At 61.4% G+C, this 21,347-nt stretch carries 19 protein-coding genes; 8 read left to right on the top strand and 11 right to left on the bottom strand.

What is annotated here, in order from left to right; translation table 11 throughout:
- The first annotated feature begins 184 nt into the window (after positions 1 to 184).
- The 3 genes from CKW25_RS18200 to CKW25_RS18190 all read left to right on the top strand — a co-directional run bounded on the left by CKW25_RS18200 (position 185) and on the right by CKW25_RS18190 (position 4,673).
- Complete coding sequence (locus tag CKW25_RS18200; RefSeq protein WP_095081272.1) at positions 185 to 1,108, top strand: hydrogen peroxide-inducible genes activator; 924 nt, start codon at positions 185 to 187, stop codon at positions 1,106 to 1,108.
- Positions 1,109 to 1,117: 9 nt separating this feature from the next.
- Positions 1,118 to 3,193, top strand: coding sequence for an ATP-dependent DNA helicase RecG (gene recG / locus CKW25_RS18195; protein WP_095081270.1), 2,076 nt, complete (start codon positions 1,118 to 1,120; stop codon positions 3,191 to 3,193).
- Positions 3,194 to 3,272: 79 nt separating this feature from the next.
- Positions 3,273 to 4,673, top strand: coding sequence for an aminoacyl-tRNA deacylase and HDOD domain-containing protein (locus CKW25_RS18190; protein ID WP_095081268.1), 1,401 nt, complete (start codon positions 3,273 to 3,275; stop codon positions 4,671 to 4,673).
- Positions 4,674 to 4,762: 89 nt separating this feature from the next.
- Here CKW25_RS18190 and CKW25_RS18185 read toward each other — a convergent pair whose 3' ends face one another.
- The 4 genes from CKW25_RS18185 to CKW25_RS18170 all read right to left on the bottom strand — a co-directional run bounded on the left by CKW25_RS18185 (position 4,763) and on the right by CKW25_RS18170 (position 7,192).
- Entirely contained in the window at positions 4,763 to 5,146 is a 384-nt protein-coding gene (locus tag CKW25_RS18185) for an SCP2 sterol-binding domain-containing protein (RefSeq protein ID WP_095081266.1), read from the bottom strand.
- 245 nt (positions 5,147 to 5,391) lie between these two features.
- Positions 5,392 to 5,667: an HU family DNA-binding protein gene (locus CKW25_RS18180; protein ID WP_003213368.1), complete on the bottom strand. Its 276-nt coding sequence runs from the start codon at positions 5,665 to 5,667 to the stop codon at positions 5,392 to 5,394.
- 189 nt (positions 5,668 to 5,856) lie between these two features.
- Entirely contained in the window at positions 5,857 to 7,005 is a 1,149-nt protein-coding gene (locus CKW25_RS18175; RefSeq protein WP_095081264.1) for an NAD(P)/FAD-dependent oxidoreductase, read from the bottom strand.
- Positions 7,006 to 7,024: 19 nt separating this feature from the next.
- Positions 7,025 to 7,192 (bottom strand): rubredoxin, encoded by a 168-nt coding sequence (locus tag CKW25_RS18170; RefSeq protein WP_007954349.1) that lies wholly within the window; start codon positions 7,190 to 7,192, stop codon positions 7,025 to 7,027.
- A gap of 201 nt (positions 7,193 to 7,393) precedes the next feature.
- On the opposite strand from CKW25_RS18170, the gene CKW25_RS18165 reads away from it, so the two are divergent.
- Positions 7,394 to 7,957, top strand: a complete 564-nt coding sequence (locus CKW25_RS18165) for a chorismate lyase (protein WP_095081262.1) — start codon at positions 7,394 to 7,396, stop codon at positions 7,955 to 7,957.
- On the top strand, positions 7,957 to 8,847 hold the full coding sequence (ubiA, locus tag CKW25_RS18160) for a 4-hydroxybenzoate octaprenyltransferase (protein WP_095081260.1): 891 nt from the start codon (positions 7,957 to 7,959) through the stop codon (positions 8,845 to 8,847). The genes CKW25_RS18165 and ubiA overlap by 1 nt, the downstream gene beginning before the upstream one ends.
- Before the next feature lie 55 nt (positions 8,848 to 8,902).
- On the opposite strand, the gene CKW25_RS18155 is transcribed toward ubiA, so the two are convergent.
- Positions 8,903 to 9,289 (bottom strand): hypothetical protein, encoded by a 387-nt coding sequence (locus CKW25_RS18155; protein ID WP_095081258.1) that lies wholly within the window; start codon positions 9,287 to 9,289, stop codon positions 8,903 to 8,905.
- 150 nt (positions 9,290 to 9,439) lie between these two features.
- Between CKW25_RS18155 and phoB the strand changes: the two genes are divergently transcribed.
- The 3 genes from phoB to CKW25_RS18140 all read left to right on the top strand — a co-directional run bounded on the left by phoB (position 9,440) and on the right by CKW25_RS18140 (position 13,022).
- Entirely contained in the window at positions 9,440 to 10,129 is a 690-nt protein-coding gene (gene phoB / locus CKW25_RS18150; protein WP_095081256.1) for a phosphate regulon transcriptional regulator PhoB, read from the top strand.
- Positions 10,130 to 10,270: 141 nt separating this feature from the next.
- Positions 10,271 to 11,557: a phosphate regulon sensor histidine kinase PhoR gene (phoR, locus tag CKW25_RS18145; protein WP_256577062.1), complete on the top strand. Its 1,287-nt coding sequence runs from the start codon at positions 10,271 to 10,273 to the stop codon at positions 11,555 to 11,557.
- A gap of 124 nt (positions 11,558 to 11,681) precedes the next feature.
- Positions 11,682 to 13,022, top strand: a complete 1,341-nt coding sequence (locus tag CKW25_RS18140; RefSeq protein ID WP_095081252.1) for a hemolysin family protein — start codon at positions 11,682 to 11,684, stop codon at positions 13,020 to 13,022.
- A gap of 182 nt (positions 13,023 to 13,204) precedes the next feature.
- Here the strand turns inward: CKW25_RS18140 and CKW25_RS18135 are convergent, their stop codons facing one another.
- The 6 genes from CKW25_RS18135 to CKW25_RS18110 form a co-directional block, all read right to left on the bottom strand.
- Positions 13,205 to 14,101 carry a peptidoglycan DD-metalloendopeptidase family protein gene (locus tag CKW25_RS18135; protein WP_095081249.1) on the bottom strand — a complete coding sequence of 299 codons (897 nt, stop codon included), beginning with the start codon at positions 14,099 to 14,101 and terminating at the stop codon, positions 13,205 to 13,207.
- A gap of 203 nt (positions 14,102 to 14,304) precedes the next feature.
- Entirely contained in the window at positions 14,305 to 15,243 is a 939-nt protein-coding gene (locus CKW25_RS18130; RefSeq protein WP_095081245.1) for a response regulator, read from the bottom strand.
- 163 nt (positions 15,244 to 15,406) lie between these two features.
- Entirely contained in the window at positions 15,407 to 16,168 is a 762-nt protein-coding gene (phoU, locus tag CKW25_RS18125) for a phosphate signaling complex protein PhoU (RefSeq protein WP_095081243.1), read from the bottom strand.
- A gap of 121 nt (positions 16,169 to 16,289) precedes the next feature.
- Positions 16,290 to 17,123 carry a phosphate ABC transporter ATP-binding protein PstB gene (gene pstB, locus CKW25_RS18120; protein ID WP_095081241.1) on the bottom strand — a complete coding sequence of 278 codons (834 nt, stop codon included), beginning with the start codon at positions 17,121 to 17,123 and terminating at the stop codon, positions 16,290 to 16,292.
- Between the two features lie 164 nt (positions 17,124 to 17,287).
- Positions 17,288 to 18,958 (bottom strand): phosphate ABC transporter permease PstA, encoded by a 1,671-nt coding sequence (gene pstA, locus CKW25_RS18115; RefSeq protein ID WP_095081239.1) that lies wholly within the window; start codon positions 18,956 to 18,958, stop codon positions 17,288 to 17,290.
- 15 nt (positions 18,959 to 18,973) lie between these two features.
- A complete protein-coding gene (locus CKW25_RS18110; RefSeq protein WP_095081237.1) occupies positions 18,974 to 21,256 on the bottom strand; it encodes an ABC transporter permease subunit in 2,283 nt (760 codons plus the stop codon).
- Between the last annotated feature and the right edge of the window lie 91 nt (positions 21,257 to 21,347).

Here is a 21,347-nt window from a genome sequence, read left to right as displayed (position 1 = left end):
TCGCCCGAGCGCGGACCGGCCGGCGGGAGCAAGTTCCCTCGCCACACACACCGAAAGGTGCCTTTGGCATATCTGGCAACGGCAAACATGCATTGCCCAGTGTCACTCAACACACTCTGTCTGATAACGTGCGTCTATCGATTGCAGCCGGTATGCTTGGCTCGCAACTTCATGGACGCCCGCTATGACCCTCACAGAATTACGCTACATCGTTACCCTCGCCCAAGAGCAGCATTTCGGTCATGCGGCCGAGCGTTGCCACGTCAGCCAGCCGACCCTGTCGGTGGGCGTGAAAAAGCTTGAAGACGAACTCGGTGTGCTGATTTTCGAGCGCAGCAAAAGCGCGGTGCGCCTGACCCCCGTCGGTGAAGGCATCGTCGCCCAGGCGCAAAAGGTGCTGGAGCAGGCCCAAGGCATCCGTGAACTGGCCCAGGCCGGTAAAAACCAGCTGACCGCACCGCTGAAAGTCGGCGCCATCTATACCGTCGGCCCGTACCTGTTCCCGCACCTGATCCCCCAACTGCACCGGGTCGCCCCGCAGATGCCGTTGTACATCGAAGAAAACTTCACCCACGTGCTGCGCGACAAACTGCGTAACGGCGAGCTGGATGCAATCATCATTGCCCTGCCGTTCAACGAAGCCGATGTTCTGACCCTGCAACTCTATGACGAGCCCTTCTACGTCCTGATGCCGGCCCAGCACCCGTGGACCCAGAAAGACACGATCGACGCCAGCCTGCTCAACGACAAGAGCCTGTTGTTGCTGGGCGAAGGCCACTGCTTCCGCGATCAGGTACTCGAAGCGTGCCCGACCCTGGCCAAGGGCAACGACGGCGCCAAGCACACCACGGTCGAGTCCAGCTCGCTGGAAACCATTCGGCACATGGTCGCCTCGGGCCTGGGCATCTCGATCCTGCCGCTCTCGGCGGTCGACAGCCACCACTACGCCCCTGGCGTGATCGAAGTGCGCCCATTGACGCCACCGGTACCGTTCCGCACCGTGGCCATCGCCTGGCGCGCCAGCTTCCCGCGCCCGAAAGCGATTGAAATCCTCGCCGACTCGATCCGCCTCTGTTCGGTGGCCAAGCCGACAGCGGTCGCGGGTTAAGCTTCAGCCATGACTGAGTTGTCGCACGTGTCGGTCACGGCACTCAAGGGTGTCGGCGAGGCCATGGCCGAAAAGCTGGCCAAGGTCGGCCTGGAGAACCTGCAGGACGTCCTGTTCCATCTGCCGCTGCGCTACCAGGACCGTACCCGCGTGGTCCCAATTGGCCACTTGCGCCCGGGACAGGACGCCGTGATCGAAGGCACGGTCAGCGGTGCCGACGTGGTCATGGGCCGGCGGCGCAGCCTGGTAGTGCGCTTGCAGGACGGCACCGGGGGCTTGAGCCTGCGCTTCTATCACTTCAGCAACGCACAAAAGGAAGGCCTGAAACGTGGCACCCGCGTGCGCTGCTATGGCGAAGCCCGGCCCGGCGCTTCGGGGCTTGAGATCTACCACCCGGAGTACCGTGCCATCACCGGCGACGAACCACCGCCCGTCGATGAAACCTTGACCCCGGTCTACCCGCTCACCGAAGGCCTGACCCAACAACGCTTGCGCCAACTGTGCCAGCAAACCCTGACCCTGCTCGGCCCCAGCAGCCTGCCTGACTGGTTGCCCGCCGAACTGGCGCGGGACTACCAACTGGCGCCGCTGGCCGACGCGATCCACTACCTGCATAACCCCCCAGCCGATGCTGACGTCGATGAACTCGCCCTCGGCCATCACTGGGCGCAGCATCGCCTGGCCTTCGAAGAATTGCTGACCCACCAACTGTCGCAACAACGCCTGCGCGAAAGCATGCGCGCGTTACGGGCACCGGCCATGCCCAAAGCCACCCGGCTGCCGGCTCGGTACCTGGCCAACCTGGGCTTTGCGCCGACTGGCGCGCAGCAACGGGTGGGCAATGAAATTGCCTACGACCTGAGCCAGCACGAGCCGATGCTGCGGCTGATCCAGGGCGACGTTGGCGCCGGCAAGACCGTGGTTGCCGCCCTCGCCGCCCTGCAGGCGCTGGAGGCCGGTTACCAGGTGGCCTTGATGGCGCCCACCGAGATCCTCGCCGAACAACACTTCATCACCTTCAAGCGCTGGCTCGAACCGCTGGGCCTGGAAGTCGCCTGGCTGGCCGGCAAGCTCAAGGGCAAGCATCGGGTCGCCGCGCTGGAGCAAATCGCCAATGGCACGCCAATGGTGGTCGGCACCCACGCGCTGTTCCAGGACGAAGTGCAGTTCAAGAACCTCGCCCTGGTCATCATCGACGAGCAGCACCGCTTCGGTGTTCAGCAACGCCTGGCCCTGCGGCAGAAAGGCGTTGGCGGACGGATGTGCCCCCACCAGTTGATCATGACCGCCACGCCGATTCCGCGGACTCTGGCAATGAGTGCCTACGCTGACCTCGACACCTCGATCCTCGACGAACTGCCGCCCGGCCGTACCCCGGTCAACACCGTGCTGGTCACCGACACGCGTCGTGTCGAGGTCATCGAACGGGTTCGCAGTGCCTGCGCCGAGGGCCGCCAGACCTATTGGGTGTGTACGCTGATTGAAGAGTCTGAAGAGTTGACCTGCCAGGCCGCCGAGACCACCTTCGAGGACCTCACCAGCGCCCTCGAAGGGCTGAAGGTCGGCCTGATCCATGGCCGCATGAAACCCGCCGAGAAGGCAGCCGTCATGGCCGAATTCAAGGCTGGCGCCTTGCAACTGCTGGTGGCGACCACCGTGATCGAAGTCGGTGTCGACGTACCCAACGCCAGCTTGATGATTATCGAAAACCCCGAGCGCCTGGGGCTTGCCCAACTGCACCAGTTGCGCGGCCGGGTCGGCCGGGGCAGCGCCGCCAGTCACTGTGTGTTGCTCTACCATCCGCCGCTGTCACAGATCGGCCGGCAGCGCCTGGGGATCATGCGTGAAACCAACGACGGCTTCGTCATCGCCGAGAAAGACCTCGAACTGCGTGGCCCCGGTGAAATGCTCGGCACCCGGCAAACCGGCCTGCTGCAATTCAAGGTCGCCGACCTGATGCGTGACGCCGACCTGCTGCCGGCCGTGCGTGATGCCGCACAAGCGCTGCTGGAGCGCTGGCCGCACCATGTCAGCCCTCTGCTCGACCGTTGGTTGCGCCATGGCCAGCAATACGGCCAAGTGTGACGCACCGCTCAGTTAAAGAACCAATGGCCTGACCAAGCTGGTTATACTCTTGAAATTGTAGGAAAAACGGATACAGACCATGACCGAAGTCGCTCTCGCTACGGAAGCCCCGCACACCCCGTCTGTTATCCGGCTGCTGCTCGGCAAACTGGGCATCGGCTTTACCGAAGTCCTCGATCGCCCGGGCCTCAACGTCGAGCGCAAGGTTCAAGCGGTGTTGCTTGATGACGCTATCGGCGCCCTCATGGTGCTGTTCCCTCAAAGCCAACTGCTGGACCTAAATCGCCTGGCCGAACTCACCGGACGCCGGCTCACTGCCGTACCGGTCGAACGCCTGGAGCGCATGCTCGGCAAACACAACCTGAGCCTTCTGCCAGGCTTGCCAGCATTGACCAGCTCACCGTGCCTGTACGAAGAAAGCCTGCTGCGCCAGCCCTTGCTGCTGATCAACTCGGGCGAGCCTGGCGTGCTGCTGGAAATCACCGGCGAAGACTTCAAGACCATGCTGACCAAGGCCAGCGCCGCGAACTTCGGCGAGACCCTGAGCCGCATCCGCCCGAACCTCGACCGCCCAGACGATGACCGCGAGGAAATCACCCAGGCCGTGCAGGCCTTCACCGCACGGCGCATCCAGCAGCGCCTGGAAGCGACCATCGAGATTCCACCGCTGGCCGAAACCGCACAGAAGATCATCAAGCTGCGGGTCGACCCCAACGCCACCATCGACGACATCACCGACGTGGTGGAAACCGATCCGGCGCTGGCCGCGCAAGTGGTGAGCTGGGCTGCATCGCCCTACTACGCCTCGCCGGGCAAGATTCGTTCAGTGGAAGACGCGATCGTCCGCGTGCTGGGCTTTGACCTGGTGATCAACCTGGCTCTCGGCCTGGCCTTGGGCAAGACCCTGAGCCTGCCCAAGGACCACCCGCAACAGACCACGCCGTACTGGCAGCAGTCGATCTACACCGCGGCGGTCATCGAAGGCCTGACCCGCGCCATGCCGCGCGCCCAGCGCCCGGAAGCCGGCCTGACCTACCTGGCCGGCCTGCTGCACAACTTTGGCTACCTGTTGCTGGCCCACGTCTTCCCGCCGCATTTCTCGCTGATCTGCCGCCACCTGGAGGTCAACCCGCACCTGTGCCACAGCTACGTCGAACAGCATCTGCTGGGCATCAGCCGTGAACAGATCGGTGCCTGGCTGATGCGTTACTGGGACATGCCCGAAGAGCTCTCCACCGCCCTGCGCTTCCAGCACGACCCGGCCTACGACGGCGACTATGCCGAGTACCCGAACCTGGTGTGCCTGGCCGTGCGCTTGCTGCGCAGCCGTGGCGTCGGCTCCGGCCCGGACGCCGCCATCCCCGACGACCTGCTCGAGCGCCTGGGCCTGACCCGCGACAAAGCCGAAGACGTGGTCAGCAAAGTGCTGGAAGCCGAAGTCCTGCTGCGCGAGCTCGCCTCGCAATTCACTCAGGCCTGAAAAACCCGTCTGATACTCACTCCAGTGTCAGACGGGCTTTTGTGGCGAGGGAGCTTGCTCCCTCGCCACAGGCTTGATCCCCACCAACCTCACGCCTTGGGCTTGGCCTTGCGTGGCTTCAAGTACTTGGTCAGCCCCTGGAACCACATCACCAGCGCCGGATTGCCCTTGATCTGGATCGACTTGTCCTGAATGCCGGTCATGAACGCCAACTGCTTGTTCTTCGCCTGCAGGGTGGCGAAGCCGTAGGTGGCGTCCTTGAAGGCAATGGCAAACGCAGGCTCGGCATAGACCCCAGACTGGCTGGTGATGCGCTGATCCTTGACCACAAAGTGCCGTGCCACCTTGCCGTCGAGTGTCTGCAGCTGGAACACCAGGTCCTTGTCACCCAACTGCTGCTGAAACGCCGGATTGGTCCGACTGGCCTTGCCCATCAGCAAGCCCAGCATCCACAGAAGAAAACGAAATTTCATGCTCGAGCCCCAAAGGAAAAAATGAACGCTGACGCAGTGTAGCGATTCCAAACAAGAACACCACTGTTGTGCAGTGTTAGAAGAAGATGATGGGCTTTTTACGGACAATGACTACCAAGTCACCCTGATTTTTCTGGCAGGGCAACCGTCACCACAGGTTGTCCACCCACAAAAAATGGGCACCCAACCTGGTTGGCGTGCCCATTTTTCAATCCCGCTCACCCGCCAGGCGGGTTGCCGGTGTCTTACGGATTAACGCTGTCTTTCAGCGATTTGCCTGGCTTGAAGGCAACGGTGTTGCTGGCTTTGATTTTGACTGGCTCACCGGTTTGCGGGTTTTTGCCGGTGCGGGCACCGCGGTGGCGTTGCAGGAACGTACCGAAGCCCACCAGGGTGACGCTGTCTTTACGGTGCAGAGCGCCGGTGATTTCTTCGAGAACGGCGTTGAGAACGCGGTTGGCCTGCTCTTTGGTGAGGTCTGCTTTTTCAGCAATTGCAGCGGCGAGTTCTGGTTTACGCATTAGTGAAGCCCCTTTGACGGTTTTTTGTTGTTATGTCCGTGCTGCCCGAATGGAACAGCGCCCAAGGCGCCGCAGGCTCTACTCTGCGGCAGACGGGAGTGAGGATGGCACGCGGTTACGGGCGGCGCCAGTCTCGGCGCCACCTTTGTAAGGGCAAAAGCGGGGTGATTCCGACAGAACGACCAGTATTTATGCCAGAAGGGCCGGAAGCTCCTTGTTTAGAGCCAATTTGTCCATCACCGCCGCCCCTGTCAGGGCGTAGCCCAGCAGTTTTCCGTGGGCATCACGGCACAACGCCTTGATGTCAGTGCCCTGCCCTTCGACCGTCCAGACACCCTCGCAACCCCGTGGTGGCGGGGAAACCACCAGCGGGCAGACCGGGGTTTTCACTGTAATCGGCATGGCACCGTAGCTGACCGCTGTCGGGTTACCGGCCAGGGTTTGCGCCAGCGCACGGGCGCAACTCATCAGGGGCATGACATACAGTAAATTCAGGCCATCGACCTCGGCACAATCGCCCAGGGCGTAGATATTGGCGTGAGACGTTTTCAGGAGGCGATCGACCACCACGCCCCGATTGGTCTGCAAACCGGCCGCCGCCGCGAGGTCGACACGCGGACGCAGGCCAATGGCCGACACCACCACATCACACGGGATCACCTGGCCATCGGACAAGTGCCCTTCGAGTCCAGCAGCAGTGCGCTGCAATCGAGTGAGGACCGGCCCCAGATGGAATTTCGCCCCCAGTCCCTCCAGCCCGGCCTGTACCGCGGCGGCGGCGGCCGGGTGCAGCAACGTCGGCATGACTTGTTCGCACGGCGCCACCAGTTGCACCTCGTAGCCGCCGAGGATCAGGTCATTGGCAAACTCACAACCGATCAGGCCGGCGCCCAACAGCAGCACCCGACGCTTGCCCGCCGCTGCCGCACGAAAGCGTGCGTAGTCTTCGAGGTCGTTGATCGGGAAGATCGCTTCTGGGGCATCCCCTTCCACCGGCACTCGCACGGTTTCGGCGCCCCAGGCCAGGATCAGGTCGCGATAGGCCACGGCTTCTTCGCCGATCCACAGGCGCTTATGGCCCGGATCAATGCCGCTGATGCGCGTATGGGTCCGCACCTCGGCCTTGAGTTGCTCGGCCATCGCGCCGGGCTCAGCCATGCTCAGGCCATCGGCGTCCTTGTTCTTGCCAAAGCCGGTGGAGAGCATCGGCTTGGAGTAGGAGCGTCCGTCATCTGCGGTAATCAGCAACAGCGGGGTTTCGCCATCCAGTTTGCGAAACTCCCGAGCCAGGTTGTAGCCAGCCAGCCCAGTGCCAACGATCACGACAGGTGCGTTCATTCCCTACTCCTCTTGAGTCTTAGTTGATTTCAATCATTTCGAAATCCATCTTGCCTACGCCGCAGTCCGGGCACAGCCAGTCTTCGGGCACGTCCTGCCACAGGGTACCCGGTGCGATGCCGTCATCCGGCCAGCCGTCGGCTTCGTTGTAAATCAGCCCACAGACCACGCATTGCCACTTCTTCATTACTTGCTTCCTCAGATTCTCAGGCTTTTTGCAGGCCGGACGGTCGCCAGGTAAAGGTCCGCCCTCCGGCTCAGGGCGTCTTGTACTGATCGAGACCGGCAGATGCAAGCCCGTTCGACGCCGCAACCCCGCCGGACCAGCCAATCCCGGCCACCGACATGGTAAGCTCACCGCCTCATTTGCTGCCAATAATGACTCACTGTGCCGCACTCAAACCCCCTGCCCCCTGCTCCGTTGTGGCTGACACACAGCCAGCTGACGCCCCTTCCCGATGCCCCAACCCTCGACTGGCTGTTCGATGAAGGCTCGCTCACCCGCCGCCTGACCCGTTTGTCGGATGACGGCTTCAGCGTGATGCCGCTGTTCGAAGGCTGGCAGCCACTGCGCGCCGATGAATGCACGGCACTGGACCTGCCGGAGGGCAGCGAAGGCTGGGTGCGCGAGGTCTATCTGCGCGGACATGGCCAGGCCTGGGTATTTGCCCGTAGTGTCGCGGCACGCAGCTCGGCGCGCGATGGCGGGTTGAATATGGATGAGTTGGGCAGCCGCTCACTGGGCGAACTGCTGTTTTGCGACCAGGCGTTCCAGCGCCGTGCCATCGAGGTGTGTCACTACCCGCTGCAATGGTTGCCGCAAGCCGCCCGGACTCCCGAGCTATGGGGCCGGCGTTCGCGTTTTGATCGGGGAGGCCTGAGCGTGCTGGTCGCCGAGGTATTCCTGCCGGCGCTGTGGCAGGCCGTCAACCTGGATGGGGATCATCGCTGATGTACCAGAGTCTGCTCAAATCACTGAATCGCCTGAACCCGCGCGCCTGGGACTTCATTCAGTTGACGCGCATGGACAAGCCGATCGGCATTTACCTGCTGCTCTGGCCAACCCTGTGGGCACTGTGGATTGCTGGCAAAGGCTCGCCGTCGCTGGCCAACATTGCGATTTTCGTCCTCGGCGTGGTGTTGACCCGCGCCGGCGGCTGCGTGATCAACGACTGGGCCGACCGCAAGGTCGACGGCCATGTGAAGCGCACCGCACAACGGCCGCTGGCCGCCGGCAGGATCAGCTCCAGGGAAGCGCTGGTGTTCTTCGCCCTGCTGATGGGCGTGAGTTTCCTGCTGGTGCTGTGCACCAACGCGCCCACGGTCTGGCTGTCGTTCGGTGGCTTGGCCCTGGCCGCTACCTACCCGTTCATGAAGCGCTACACCTACTACCCGCAAGTGGTACTGGGCGCGGCGTTTTCCTGGGGTATGCCGATGGCGTTCACCGCCGAAACCGGTGAACTGCCGGCCAGTGCCTGGCTGCTATGGATTGCCAATCTGCTGTGGACGGTGGGCTACGACACCTACTACGCCATGACCGACCGCGATGACGATCTGAAAATCGGCGTGAAATCCACGGCGATCCTGTTTGGCGATGCCGATCGGGTGATCATTCTCACGCTGCAACTGCTGGCGCTGGCCTGCCTGATGCTGGCCGGCTCGACATTCGAGTTGGGCGGCTGGTTCCACCTCGGCTTGCTGGCGGCGGCCGGGTGCTTTGCCTGGGAATTCTGGTACACCCGCGACAGGGATCGCCTCAAGTGCTTCCAGGCGTTCCTGCACAACCACTGGGCCGGCTTGGCGATTTTCGTGGGGATCGTGCTGGACTACGCGCTGCGCTGATAGAGGCACCGTCGGTAGCAGCTGGCACAGCCAGCTGCTACCGGCCCGGCAGTGGTTACTTCTGCGACATGTGCACAACGTGCCAGACGCTCTTCATGCCGTCGCCTTTCATTTCTCCAGGTTTTTCGTCTTTGACAAAGGTGTACAGCGGCTTGCCGTCGTACGCCCATTGCATCATGCCGTCGTCACGCTTGATGACCGACCATTTACCGTCCGCCTTGGCATCTGCCGGGGCCATCATCGGCGGCCAGTTCTTGGCACAATCGCCACTGCACATCGACTTGCCACCTGCGTCCTTGTCGAAGGTGTACACCGTCATGCCCTTGTGATCGACCATCATGCCGTCTTTCATCATCGCCGGATCGGCGGCGAAGGCCATGGAGGGCAATGCCAATGCGGCCGCCAGTGCCAAGGCTTTAAAGGTTTGAGCGTAATGAGTCATGGAACCTTCCTTTGTGGTTGTCAGGATTCGGACTTAAAGCGTAGTTCAGGATCGCAGCAATCGCAGAGGCACTAAAATACTGTCACACGACTGCAATAATTCCGTTATCTAATGCGGCGCAAGACAGTTAAATGACAAGAGGAGAAAGGCATGGTTGGCAGGAGCATTCTGATCGTCGACGACGAAGCGCCCATTCGCGAAATGATCGCCGTTGCGTTGGAAATGGCTGGTTATGACTGCCTGGAGGCCGAGAATTCGCAACAGGCCCATGCCATCATCATCGACCGCAAGCCCGACCTGATCCTGCTCGACTGGATGCTCCCCGGGACCTCGGGCATCGAACTGGCCCGCCGCCTCAAGCGCGATGAGCTGACCGAGGACATCCCGATCATCATGCTCACGGCCAAGGGCGAAGAGGACAACAAGATCCAGGGCCTGGAAGTGGGCGCCGATGACTACATCACCAAACCCTTTTCACCACGCGAACTGGTCGCGCGCCTGAAGGCTGTGTTGCGTCGCACTGGCCCCAGCGATGGCGAAGCGCCGATTGAAGTCGGTGGCTTGCTGCTGGACCCGGTCAGCCACCGCGTGACCATCGACGGCAGCCCGGCCGAGATGGGCCCGACCGAATATCGCCTGTTGCAGTTTTTCATGACCCACCAGGAGCGCGCCTACACCCGTGGCCAACTGCTGGACCAGGTCTGGGGTGGCAATGTGTATGTCGAAGAGCGCACCGTCGATGTACATATCCGTCGCCTGCGCAAAGCCCTGGGTGATGCCTACGAGAATCTGGTACAAACCGTGCGCGGCACCGGCTATCGTTTTTCGACCAAGGCCTGATAGCGGTAGCTGCAAGCGTTAAGCTACAAGCGGCAAGTTGGATGCCGCTTGTAGCTTGCCGTTTGAGACTGGTCATTGCCCCACATTCAAGGACGCATATTTTCCGTGAACCAAAACTGGCATGGCACCCTGATCCGCCACATGCTGTTGCTGGTCACCGGCTGCCTGGTAATCGGCCTGATCACAGGCTACTACGGCTGGAGCCTGGCCGCGGGCCTGGGCATCTACCTGGCCTGGACCCTCAAGCAACTGCTGCGTCTGCACGAGTGGCTGCGACTGCATAAGCCTGACGAGGCACCGCCCGATGGCTACGGCCTGTGGGGCGAAGTATTCGACAGCATCTACCACCTGCAGCGCCGCGATCAACGTGTGCGCGGGCGCCTGCAAGCAGTGATCGACCGGGTCCAGGAGTCCACCGCGGCACTGAAAGATGCGGTGGTGATGCTCGACAGCGACGGCAACCTGGAGTGGTGGAACCGCGCCGCCGAAACCTTGCTGGGCCTCAAGACACCCCAGGACAGCGGACAACCCGTGACCAACCTGGTGCGCCACCCGCGCTTCAAGGAATATTTCGAGCAGGACAGCTACGCCGAGCCGCTGGAAATTCCGTCACCGACCAATGACCGGGTGCGCATTCAGCTGTACATCACCCGCTACGGCAACAACGAGCACCTGATGCTGGTGCGCGACGTGACGCGCATCCATCAGTTGGAGCAAATGCGCAAAGACTTCATCGCCAACGTTTCCCATGAACTGCGCACGCCCTTGACGGTGATCAGTGGTTACCTGGAGACCCTGCTCGACAACGTCGAAGACGTGAACCCACGCTGGACCCGCGCACTGCAGCAGATGCAGCAGCAAGGCGGGCGCATGCAAACCTTGCTCAATGACTTGCTGTTGCTGGCCAAGCTGGAAGCCACCGATTACCCGTCAGACAACCAGCCGGTTGCCATCGACGGCCTGCTGCAGTCGATCAAGAGCGACGCGGTGGCGTTGTCCGCGCAGCGCAATCAGAAGATCACCCTGGAAGCCGACCCGTCCATCCAGCTCAAGGGCAGTGAAGCCGAATTGCGCAGCGCGTTTTCCAACCTGGTGTTCAACGCCGTGAAGTACACCCCCGCCGAAGGCAACATCCGCATTCGCTGGTGGGGCGATGAGCACGGCGCGCACCTGAGCGTGCAGGACTCCGGGATCGGCATCGACAACAAACACCTGCCGCGCCTGACCGAACGCTTCTACCGCGTGGATTCCAGCCGTAACTCCAACACGGGCGGCACCGGGCTTGGCCTGGCGATCGTGAAACACGTTCTGCTGCGCCACCGTGCACGCATGGAGATCAGCAGCGTGCCGGGCCATGGCAGCACGTTCACCTGCCATTTCGTGCCCGCGCAGGTCACAAAATTGCGCGCCGGCAGCCTGACCGACTAGCCGTACAACCCACTTACCTCTAGGCAAGCCCCCTGTCAGCCGCTACATTGGTCGACTTGGGCCTGCCTTTCAGGCTCGTGGATCCCCCTTTTTTTCGACAATACGGAACCCGCAAAACCCCATCATGGACCCTTCCCCTGGCTTGTCCCTCGCAACACTCTTCGCCGATTTCGGCATGATTCTTTTTGCACTGATCCTGGTTCTGCTCAACGGCTTCTTCGTTGCCGCTGAATTTGCCATGGTCAAATTGCGCTCGACCCGAGTCGAGGCCATCGCTGACAAGAACGGCTGGCGTGGGCACATCCTGCGCACGGTACACAGTCAGCTCGACGCTTACCTCTCTGCCTGCCAACTGGGCATCACCCTTGCCTCCCTGGGCCTGGGCTGGGTCGGTGAGCCGGCGTTTGCCCATATTCTCGAGCCCGTCCTGAGCGCCGTTGGCGTCGACTCGCCGGAAGTGGTCAAAGGCGTGTCGTTCTTTACCGCCTTCTTCATCATTTCGTACCTGCACATCGTGGTGGGTGAGCTGGCCCCGAAATCCTGGGCCATCCGCAAGCCCGAGCTGCTGTCGCTATGGACAGCGGTGCCGCTGTACCTGTTCTACTGGGCCATGTACCCGGCCATCTACTTGCTCAACGCCAGCGCCAACGCCATCTTGCGCATCGCCGGCCAGGGTGAACCCGGCCCGCACCACGAGCACCATTACAGCCGTGAAGAACTGAAACTGATCCTGCACTCCAGCCGTGGTCAGGACCCGAGCGACCAAGGCATGCGCGTACTGGCCTCGGCCGTGGAAATGGGCGAGCTGGAAGTGGTCGACTGGGCCAACTCCCGGGAAGACCTGGTCACGCTGGAGTTCAACGCACCGCTCAAGGAAATCCTGGCGCTGTTCCGCCGTCATAAATTCAGCCGCTACCCGGTGTACGACAGCCAACGCCAGGAGTTCGTCGGCCTGCTGCACATCAAGGACCTGCTGCTGGAACTGGCGGCCCTGGACCACATTCCCGAATCGTTCAACCTGGCGGAGCTGACCCGTCCGCTGGAGCGCGTATCGCGGCACATGCCGCTGTCGCAACTGCTGGAACAATTCCGCAAGGGCGGCTCGCACTTTGCCGTGGTGGAGGAAGCCGACGGCAATATCATCGGCTACCTGACCATGGAGGACGTGCTGGAAGTGCTGGTAGGCGACATCCAGGACGAGCATCGCAAGGCCGAGCGCGGCATCCTGGCTTACCAGCCGGGCAAGCTGCTGGTACGCGGTGACACCCCGCTGTTCAAGGTCGAACGCCTGCTGGGCATCGATCTGGATCACGTCGAGGCCGAAACCCTTGCCGGGCTGGTCTACGAAAGCCTCAAGCGCGTGCCGGAAGAGGAAGAAGTACTGGAAGTCGAAGGCCTGCGGATCATCATCAAAAAGATGAAAGGCCCGAAAATTGTCCTGGCCAAGGTGCTGATGCTCGACTGACCCCAGGCTCTATGACAATCAGGCTCTTGTGGCGAGGGAGCTTGCTCCCGCTGGGCCGCGAAGTGGCCCCAATCCCCCACCCGCTGAATTTATCCTGATACACCACGCTGATCTGTTTTGGGACGGCTTCGCCGTCCAGCGGGAGCAAGCTCCCTCGCCACAGGTCATCGCGGTGAATGAGACTACTGCCGGCCGAGCGCAAAGTTCGGCAGGCTGCCCACCGGCTGGCTGAATTGATACGGAATCGACACCAGCCCCAGCCCGGTATTGCGCTGCACCACGAAATGCAGATGGGGCCCGCTGCTGTTGCCGGTATTGCCCGACAGCGCCAATGCGCTGCCCACCATAACCCGCTGCCCCTCCCGTACCCTGACCGAGCCGCGCTTGAGGTGCAGGTACACCCCCATGGTTCCGTCGTCGTGCAAAACCCGCACAAAGTTGCCCGAGGGGTTGGTGCCGCGCCCACTCTGACGGTTCTCGGTTTTCACCACGATGCCACTGCGCGCCGCAATGATCGGTGTGCCTTCGGGCATGGCGATGTCCATGGCATAGCGATTCTTGGGCCCATAGTGACTGTATTGGCCATTGGCACCCTGACTCAGGCGAAACGGCCCTCCACGCCACGGCAGTGGGTACCGATAGGCCAGCGTGGCGCCTGTGGGGTCGCCCAGGGAGTATTTGAGCTTGGGGGTATAGGCTAGCGGCTTACCGGCACGGATCGCCGTGAGCTGCACCAGGCGCGTATTGCTGCGCGCTGGCACTACCCGGCGGATCGGCTGCGCTGGCGCCCCCCTGACATTCTTCAGACCGCCCACACTCAACTCGACCTCTACCGGTGCATACAGGTCGTTACGCACAAACAGACTGTGGGTGCCCTTGTGTTTCTTTACCGAGAGATGGACCTGACCCTCGAGGCGTTCGTCCATCCGGTCGCGGAATACAAGCACCTTGGCGCCACGCGAGGGTCGATCGCTGTAGGACACCACGCCATAGGCGTCCTTGGACTTGTAGATAGTCACGGCCATGGCCGAGGCGGCGGCAATGAAAAGACCACAGAAAACCAGCAATCGCGCGAGCATGGGCAAAGTTCTGTCGAGGAAGGCCTGGAAAGGAGCCTAGCAGCCAGAACTGACCCGCGTTGTGGGCAGATGTTTCAAATGATCGTTAGCACGCTCTGTGCGGGCATGCCGCCAGGGACGCTCTGTGCCCCGCTCGAAACGGACGCGAAGCGTCCAGAGAGGCATTCCCACGCGGAAGCGTGGGAACGATCAGCATTAAACAATTACGCACCCGGCACGAAATGCTTCTGCGCCGTGCCCCGGGCGATCAGGCGGGAGATGTAGTCGAGCTTTTGCGCGTCCTGGTCGACGAAGCGAAAGGTCAGTTGCAGCCACTCGCTGTCAGGTTTCGGCTCGTGGGCGACGATAGCGTGCAGGTAACCGTTCAAGCGCGCGACTTCGGCGTTGTCGCCCTGCTCCAGGTCAAGCACGGCACTGTCGAGCACTTGCGGCAAGGTGTCGGTGCGCTTCACCACCAGCAGCGCTTCCTTGATGCTCAAGGCCTTGATCACGCATTGCTGTATGCCGCTTGGCAGGCGCAACTGGCCCTGGCCACGGCCATCGATTACCGATGGCGCGGCCTTGACCGCAGGGCTGTTGAGCAAACCCTTGGCCGGCGCTGCAGCCGTGACTGGCGCGGCCGTGTTTTGCAGGTAGGCATTGGGCGCCGGAGCCGCCGTGGTAGACACGGGGGCCTTGCCGCCCGTCAGGGCATTGAGGGAGTCGTTGCCGAACGCCGACGTCATCTTGGGCGGCGTACCGTTCATCAAGGCGTCAAGCTTGCCGACCTTGTTCAGGGCCTGCTTGACCTTGGTCAGCAATTGCTCATTGGTGAATGGCTTGCTCACATAACCCGAGACGCCCGCCTGGATTGCCTGGACCACGTTCTCCTTGTCGCCGCGGCTGGTGACCATCACGAATGGCATGGCCTTGAGTGCGTCCTGCTCACGGCACCAGGTCAGCAACTCAAGGCCGGACATTTCCGGCATTTCCCAGTCACACAGCACCAGGTCAAAGGCTTCTCGTGCCAGCAAGGCCTGGGCCTTTTTGCCGTTGACCGCGTCTTCGATGCGTATGCCCGGAAAGTAGTTACGCAGGCACTTTTTCATCAGGTCACGAATGAACGCAGCATCGTCCACGACCAACACACTGACCTTACTCATCGAACACCCCTTTTATAATCCCGACCAGCATAACGCCTGGCTGATGGCACTTTGCCAAAACTCTTCAGTCACGCCGGGACTTTTTCGTTCGCGGGTGCTTTGAAATCCAAAGGCCCAAACAAAAACGCCCGGCCAAAAGGCCGGGCGCTTTACGTGGGCAATCTTACTTATCGTCAGCTTCGCCCGGAACATTAGCGGTTTCACCGCTGGTGCCTTCAACTTCTTCCTTCATGCGCTTGAGGCCCATGTGGCGCACATCCGTGCCGCGCACCAGGTAAATCACCAGCTCAGAGATGTTGCGCGCGTGGTCGCCGATACGCTCCAGCGAACGCAGGACCCAGATGATGTTCAACACCCGCGAGATAGAGCGAGGATCTTCCATCATGTAGGTCGCCAGTTCACGCAGCGCCGTCTTGTATTCGCGGTCGATGATCTTGTCGTACTGGGCCACGGACAACGCCAGGTCGGCGTCGAATCGAGCGAAGGCATCCAGTGCATCACGCACCATGTTGCGCACCTGGTCGCCGATGTGGCGCACTTCGACGTAACCCCGTGGCGCCTCGCCTTCTTCACACAACTGAATGGCACGGCGGGCGATCTTGGTGGCTTCGTCACCGATGCGTTCCAGGTCGATCACCGACTTGGAGATGCTGATGATCAAGCGCAAGTCGGACGCCGCCGGCTGACGACGGGCCAGAATGCGCAGGCATTCTTCGTCGATGTTGCGTTCCATCTGGTTGATCTGGTCGTCGATCTCGCGCACTTGCTGGGCCAGGCCCGAGTCGGCCTCGATCAGCGCGGTCACCGCGTCGTTGACCTGTTTCTCTACCAGCCCGCCCATGGCCAACAGGTGGCTGCGCACCTCTTCAAGCTCGGCGTTGAACTGCTGGGAGATGTGGTGGGTAAGGCCTTCCTTAGAAATCATTGTGTTCGCTCCGTAAAAGCGTTTAACCAAGAGCTGCAAGCTACAAGCTGCAAGCTGTGTTGTGGTGAACTCGAAACCGCATGGCTTCTGACTTGAAGCTTGCGGCTTGTAGCTGCCTCAACTAGCCATACCGACCGGTGATGTAGTCTTCGGTCTGCTTCTTCGACGGATTGGTAAACAGGGTGTCGGTGTCGCCGAACTCCACCAGCTTGCCCATGTACATGAACGCCGTGTAGTCGGAAACCCGGGCGGCTTGCTGCATGTTGTGGGTCACGATGACAATGGTGAACTTGGATTTGAGTTCGTAGATCAGCTCTTCGACTTTCAGCGTCGAGATCGGGTCGAGTGCCGAGCACGGTTCGTCGAGCAACAGCACTTCCGGCTCCACGGCAATGGTGCGGGCAATTACCAGACGTTGCTGCTGGCCACCGGACAAGCCCAGGGCCGACTCATGCAGACGATCCTTGACCTCATCCCACAGGGCCGCACCTTTCAACGCCCACTCGACCGCTTCGTCGAGCACACGCTTTTTGTTGATACCCTGGATACGCAGGCCGTAGACCACGTTTTCGTAGATGGTTTTCGGAAACGGGTTCGGCTTCTGGAACACCATGCCGACACGACGACGCAGCTCAGCCACGTCTTCGCCCTTGCGGTAGATGTTGTTGCCGTAGAGGTTGATCTCGCCTTCTACGCGGCAACCGTCCACCAGGTCGTTCATGCGGTTGAAGGTACGCAGCAGCGTGGATTTGCCGCAGCCGGACGGACCGATGAACGCGGTCACGCGCTGCTTGGGAATATTCATGCTGACATCGAACAGCGCTTGCTTGTCGCCGTAGTACAGGCTCAGGCCCGGCACTTCGATGGCTACGGTTTCCTGCTCGAGGTTCAGGCTCTGTTTGTCGCGACCCAGGGCCGACATGTTGATGCCGTGGGTATGTGCTTCGTGCTGCATGGGAGGCTCCCTGTGCTAACAAATTCGGTTCGTTTACCGCTGGCCAAGGCCTGCGGTTACACAATTCTTTCTGTAGGAGCGAGCTTGCTCGCGAAGAGGGGACAGCCATCACAATTTCTGTGCCTGGACTACCATCGCGAGCAAGCTCGCTCCTACAGGGGTTATCAGCTATCCAGCGCTTTGTATTTCTCGCGCAGGTGGTTCCGGATGTAGACCGCCGACAGGTTCAGGCTGGCAATCACCAGCACCAGCAGCAACGCCGTGGCGTACACCAGCGGTCGCGCGGCTTCGACGTTCGGGCTCTGGAAGCCGACGTCATAAATGTGGAAACCCAGGTGCATGATCTTCTGATCCAGGTGCAGGTACGGGTAGTTGCCGTCCAGCGGCAGCGACGGTGCCAGTTTCACCACCCCCACCAGCATCAGCGGCGCCACTTCACCCGCGGCGCGGGCCACGGCGAGGATCATGCCGGTCATCATTGCCGGGCTAGCCATCGGCAGGACGATTTTCCACAGGGTCTCAGCCTTGGTCGCGCCCAAGGCCAGGGAGCCTTCACGCACGGTGCGAGGGATCCGCGCCAGGCCTTCCTCGGTGGCCACGATCACCACCGGCACCGCCAGCAGCGCCAGGGTCAGCGAGGCCCAGAGCAGGCCAGGGGTGCCGAAGGTCGGCGCCGGCAAGGCTTCCGGGAAGAACAGCCGGTCAACCGAACCGCCCAGTACATAGACGAAGAAGCCCAGGCCGAAGACCCCGTAAACGATGGCCGGAACACCCGCCAGGTTGTTCACCGCGATGCGGATCACCCGGGTCAGGGTGTTCTGCTTGGCGTATTCACGCAGGTAGACCGCTGCCAGCACACCAAACGGCGTGACGATCATCGCCATGATCAGGGTCATCATCACCGTACCGAAAATCGCCGGGAAGATCCCGCCTTCGGTGTTGGCTTCACGCGGATCGTCGCTCAGGAACTCCCAGATCTTGCTGAAGTAGAAGCCGATCTTGGTGAAGGTCCCCATCGCGTTCGGCTGGAAGGCATGAACCACCTTGCCCAGTTCGATTTCGATTTCCTTGCCACTGGCATCACGCGCCGTGAGGCTGTCGCGATTGACCTGCGCATGCAGTTCGCCAAGGCGCTTTTCGATGTCCTGATAGCGGGCATTCAGTTCAGCGCGCTCAGACTCCATGTCTGCCTGTGCGGCAGCATCGAGGTTACCGTCGAGCTCCAGTTTGCGACCGTGCAGACGAACGCGCTCCAGACCGGCGTTGATCGCGCCGATGTCGACTTTTTCCAGGGTCTTGAGTTGGGCTGCCAGCTGGCTGACCCGCTTGATCCGCGCTTGCAGCTCAGGCCATGCCGCCTCGCCTTCGGCGATGACCTTGCCGTCCTGCTTGATGTTGACCAGGTTACCGTAGAAATTGCCCCACTCACGGCGCTCGATAACCATCAGTTCCCGCGGTGTGGTCTGGTTGGTCAGCCACTCACCGACGATCCAGGTGAAGTCACTGCCATTCAAGTCACGGTTGCCAACCTTGATCAGCTCGCGCGTCATGAACTCCGGACCCTCGTCGGGTACCGGCAGGCCAGCGCTTTTCAGGCGCTCGCGTGGCACTTCTTCTTTCTGCACCACTTCGCCAACCACGACTTGGTTGGCCTGGCCCGGCACCTGGTACTGGGCATGTATCAGGTCTGCCGGCCAGAAATGGCCCAGACCGCGCACGGCAATCACTGCCAGCAAGCCAATGGTCATGATGACCGCGATGGCCACCGCGCCACCGCTGATCCAGACGCCCGGGGCGCCGCTCTTGAACCATCCTTTCAGGGAGTTCTGTTTCACAGACTTCTACCTTTCTTAAAGCGACGAGTATTTCTTGCGCAGACGCTGACGAATCAGCTCCGCGAGGGTGTTCATGACGAAGGTGAACAACAGCAGCACCAGCGCCGAGAGGAACAGCACGCGGTAGTGACTGCCGCCGACTTCCGACTCCGGCATTTCCACCGCAACGTTGGCAGCCAGGGTACGCAGGCCTTCGAACAGGTTCATTTCCATGACCGGGGTGTTACCGGTAGCCATCAACACGATCATGGTTTCCCCGACCGCACGGCCCATGCCGATCATCAGTGCCGAGAAGATGCCCGGGCTGGCGGTGAGGATTACCACGCGAGTCATGGTCTGCCACGGCGTGGCGCCAAGGGCCAGGGAGCCCAGGGTCAGGCCGCGGGGCACACTGAACACGGCGTCTTCAGCGATCGAGTAGATGTTCGGGATCACCGCGAAGCCCATGGCCAGGCCAACCACCAGGGCGTTGCGCTGGTCGTAGGTGATACCCAGGTCATGGGAGATCCACATGCGCATGTCGCCGCCGAAGAACCAGGTTTCCATGTACGGGCTCATGTACAACGACAACCAGCCCACGAACAGGATCACCGGGATCAGGATCGCGCTTTCCCAGCCGTCCGGCACTTTCAGGCGCAGGGACTCAGGCAGGCGACTGAAGGTGAACCCGGCCACCAGGATGCCCACCGGCATCAGCAACAGCAGGCTGAAGATCCCCGGCAGGTGCCCTTCGACGTACGGCGCCAGGAACAGGCCGGCGAAGAAACCGAGGATCACCGTCGGCATCGCTTCCATCAGCTCGATCACCGGCTTGACCTTGCGACGCAGGCTCGGAGCCATAAAGTAGGCGGTGTAGATCGCGGCGGCGACGGCCAGTGGGGCAGCCAGCAACATGGCGTAGAACGCCGCCTTCAGGGTACCGAAGGTCAGTGGCGCAAGGCTCATCTTGGGTTCGAAGTCAGTATTGGCGGCGGTCGATTGCCAGACGTACTTAGGCTCGTCGTAGTTTTCGTACCAGACCTTGCTCCACAACGCGCTCCACGAAACTTCCGGGTGCGGGTTGTCCAGCAGCAGCGGTTGCAGCTTGCCGCCCTGCTCCACGATCACACGGTTGGCCCGTGGCGACAGACCGAACAGCCCCTGGCCGTCGACCACCTGGTCCACCAGCAAGGTGCGGTGGGCGGTACTGTGGAACACGCCGAACTTGCCGGACGCATCGAGGGCAACAAAACCTTTGCGGCGCTCTTCGGCGGTGATCTCAACGATCGGCGCAGACCCCATCTGGAAGGTGCGGATCTGCTTCAGGCGTTGTTCGCCATCCGGATCACGGGCCATGAACCACTGGGCCAGACCACCTTTGGAATCACCGAAGATCAGCGAGATGCCGCCCACCAACTGGGTACTGGCGGTGATTTCAGTCTCGCCGTTTTCGAGCAGTTTGTAGCGGCCGTTGAGGCTGTTGTCGCGCAGGTTGAACACGTCGGCCTGGGCACGCCCGTTGACCACGTACAGCCACTGCTGACGCGGGTCGACGAAGATGTTCTTCACCGGCTCGGTCATCTGCGGCAGCTCGATGCGCTTCTGCTCGTTGGTGACCTCGCCGGTCATCATGTTCTCTTCGCTGGTCAGCGACAGCACATGCAACTGAGCGCCGGTAGAGCCGGCAAGCAACAGGGTCGAATCCGTGGCGTTGAGGCTGACGTGCTCCAGCGCACCGCCCTGCTCGTTCAACACGATCGGCGTTTCGCCGTACGGATACTCGATGGCCGGCGAAATGGTTTTCTTGCCGTCCGGGTAGCTGACTTTATAGGTATGGCGGAACACCAGCGCCTGACCGTTGGACAGGCCCACGGCAACCAGCGGATGACCTGGCTGATCCTTGCCAATGGACGTCACGCTGATACCGGCCGGGATCGCCAGGTCAACACGGCGCAGTTCCGCGCCACTGTCGATATCGAAGAACAATGCCTGGCCCTTGTCGGAAACCCGCAGGGCGACCTGGTTCTGTTCTTCGAGGGAGATCATCAGCGGCTTGCCGGCGTCTTGCATCCAGGCCGGGGTGATCGCGTCCTTGCTGGTCAGCTCGGCGCCCTGGAACAGGGGCGCGACGACGTAGGCAAGGAAGAAAAAGATCAGGGTGATGGCGCCGAGTACGGCAAGGCCGCCGATGAGGACATACCAGCGGGTCAGGCGATCCTTGAGCGCGCGAATGCGACGCTTGCGTTGCAGCTCAGGCGTATTGAAATCAATTCGCTTGGGGGGATTAGTAGTCATGTTGGAATTGGCCAGATCATTCATGCGCACACCCTAGCGATCCTGTATGACAGAAAGATGACAATGCAGTGACGCGACAAATCCGCCTCCAGCAGGTACTGGCGGTGGATAGAGA

The sequence above is a fragment of the Pseudomonas sp. Irchel s3h17 genome (genome assembly GCF_900187505.1).
GTDB lineage: Bacteria > Pseudomonadota > Gammaproteobacteria > Pseudomonadales > Pseudomonadaceae > Aquipseudomonas.
Note: the sequence above shows the minus strand (reverse complement) of the source record. Positions and strands in the feature narration are given on the sequence as shown.

Excerpts from the sequence above, each read along its gene's own strand:
- CKW25_RS18200 (WP_095081272.1), top strand. The coding sequence starts at position 185 with ATGACCCTCACAGAATTACGCTACATCGTTACCCTCGCCCAAGAGCAG.
- recG (WP_095081270.1), top strand. The coding sequence starts at position 1,118 with ATGACTGAGTTGTCGCACGTGTCGGTCACGGCACTCAAGGGTGTCGGC.
- CKW25_RS18190 (WP_095081268.1), top strand. The coding sequence starts at position 3,273 with ATGACCGAAGTCGCTCTCGCTACGGAAGCCCCGCACACCCCGTCTGTT.
- CKW25_RS18185 (WP_095081266.1), bottom strand. The coding sequence starts at position 5,146 with ATGAAATTTCGTTTTCTTCTGTGGATGCTGGGCTTGCTGATGGGCAAG.
- CKW25_RS18180 (WP_003213368.1), bottom strand. The coding sequence starts at position 5,667 with ATGCGTAAACCAGAACTCGCCGCTGCAATTGCTGAAAAAGCAGACCTC.
- CKW25_RS18175 (WP_095081264.1), bottom strand. The coding sequence starts at position 7,005 with ATGAACGCACCTGTCGTGATCGTTGGCACTGGGCTGGCTGGCTACAAC.
- CKW25_RS18170 (WP_007954349.1), bottom strand. The coding sequence starts at position 7,192 with ATGAAGAAGTGGCAATGCGTGGTCTGTGGGCTGATTTACAACGAAGCC.
- ubiA (WP_095081260.1), top strand. The coding sequence starts at position 7,957 with ATGTACCAGAGTCTGCTCAAATCACTGAATCGCCTGAACCCGCGCGCC.
- CKW25_RS18155 (WP_095081258.1), bottom strand. The coding sequence starts at position 9,289 with ATGACTCATTACGCTCAAACCTTTAAAGCCTTGGCACTGGCGGCCGCA.
- phoB (WP_095081256.1), top strand. The coding sequence starts at position 9,440 with ATGGTTGGCAGGAGCATTCTGATCGTCGACGACGAAGCGCCCATTCGC.
- phoR (WP_256577062.1), top strand. The coding sequence starts at position 10,271 with ATGCTGTTGCTGGTCACCGGCTGCCTGGTAATCGGCCTGATCACAGGC.
- CKW25_RS18140 (WP_095081252.1), top strand. The coding sequence starts at position 11,682 with ATGGACCCTTCCCCTGGCTTGTCCCTCGCAACACTCTTCGCCGATTTC.
- CKW25_RS18135 (WP_095081249.1), bottom strand. The coding sequence starts at position 14,101 with ATGCTCGCGCGATTGCTGGTTTTCTGTGGTCTTTTCATTGCCGCCGCC.
- CKW25_RS18130 (WP_095081245.1), bottom strand. The coding sequence starts at position 15,243 with ATGAGTAAGGTCAGTGTGTTGGTCGTGGACGATGCTGCGTTCATTCGT.
- phoU (WP_095081243.1), bottom strand. The coding sequence starts at position 16,168 with ATGATTTCTAAGGAAGGCCTTACCCACCACATCTCCCAGCAGTTCAAC.
- pstB (WP_095081241.1), bottom strand. The coding sequence starts at position 17,123 with ATGCAGCACGAAGCACATACCCACGGCATCAACATGTCGGCCCTGGGT.
- CKW25_RS18110 (WP_095081237.1), bottom strand. The coding sequence starts at position 21,256 with ATGAATGATCTGGCCAATTCCAACATGACTACTAATCCCCCCAAGCGA.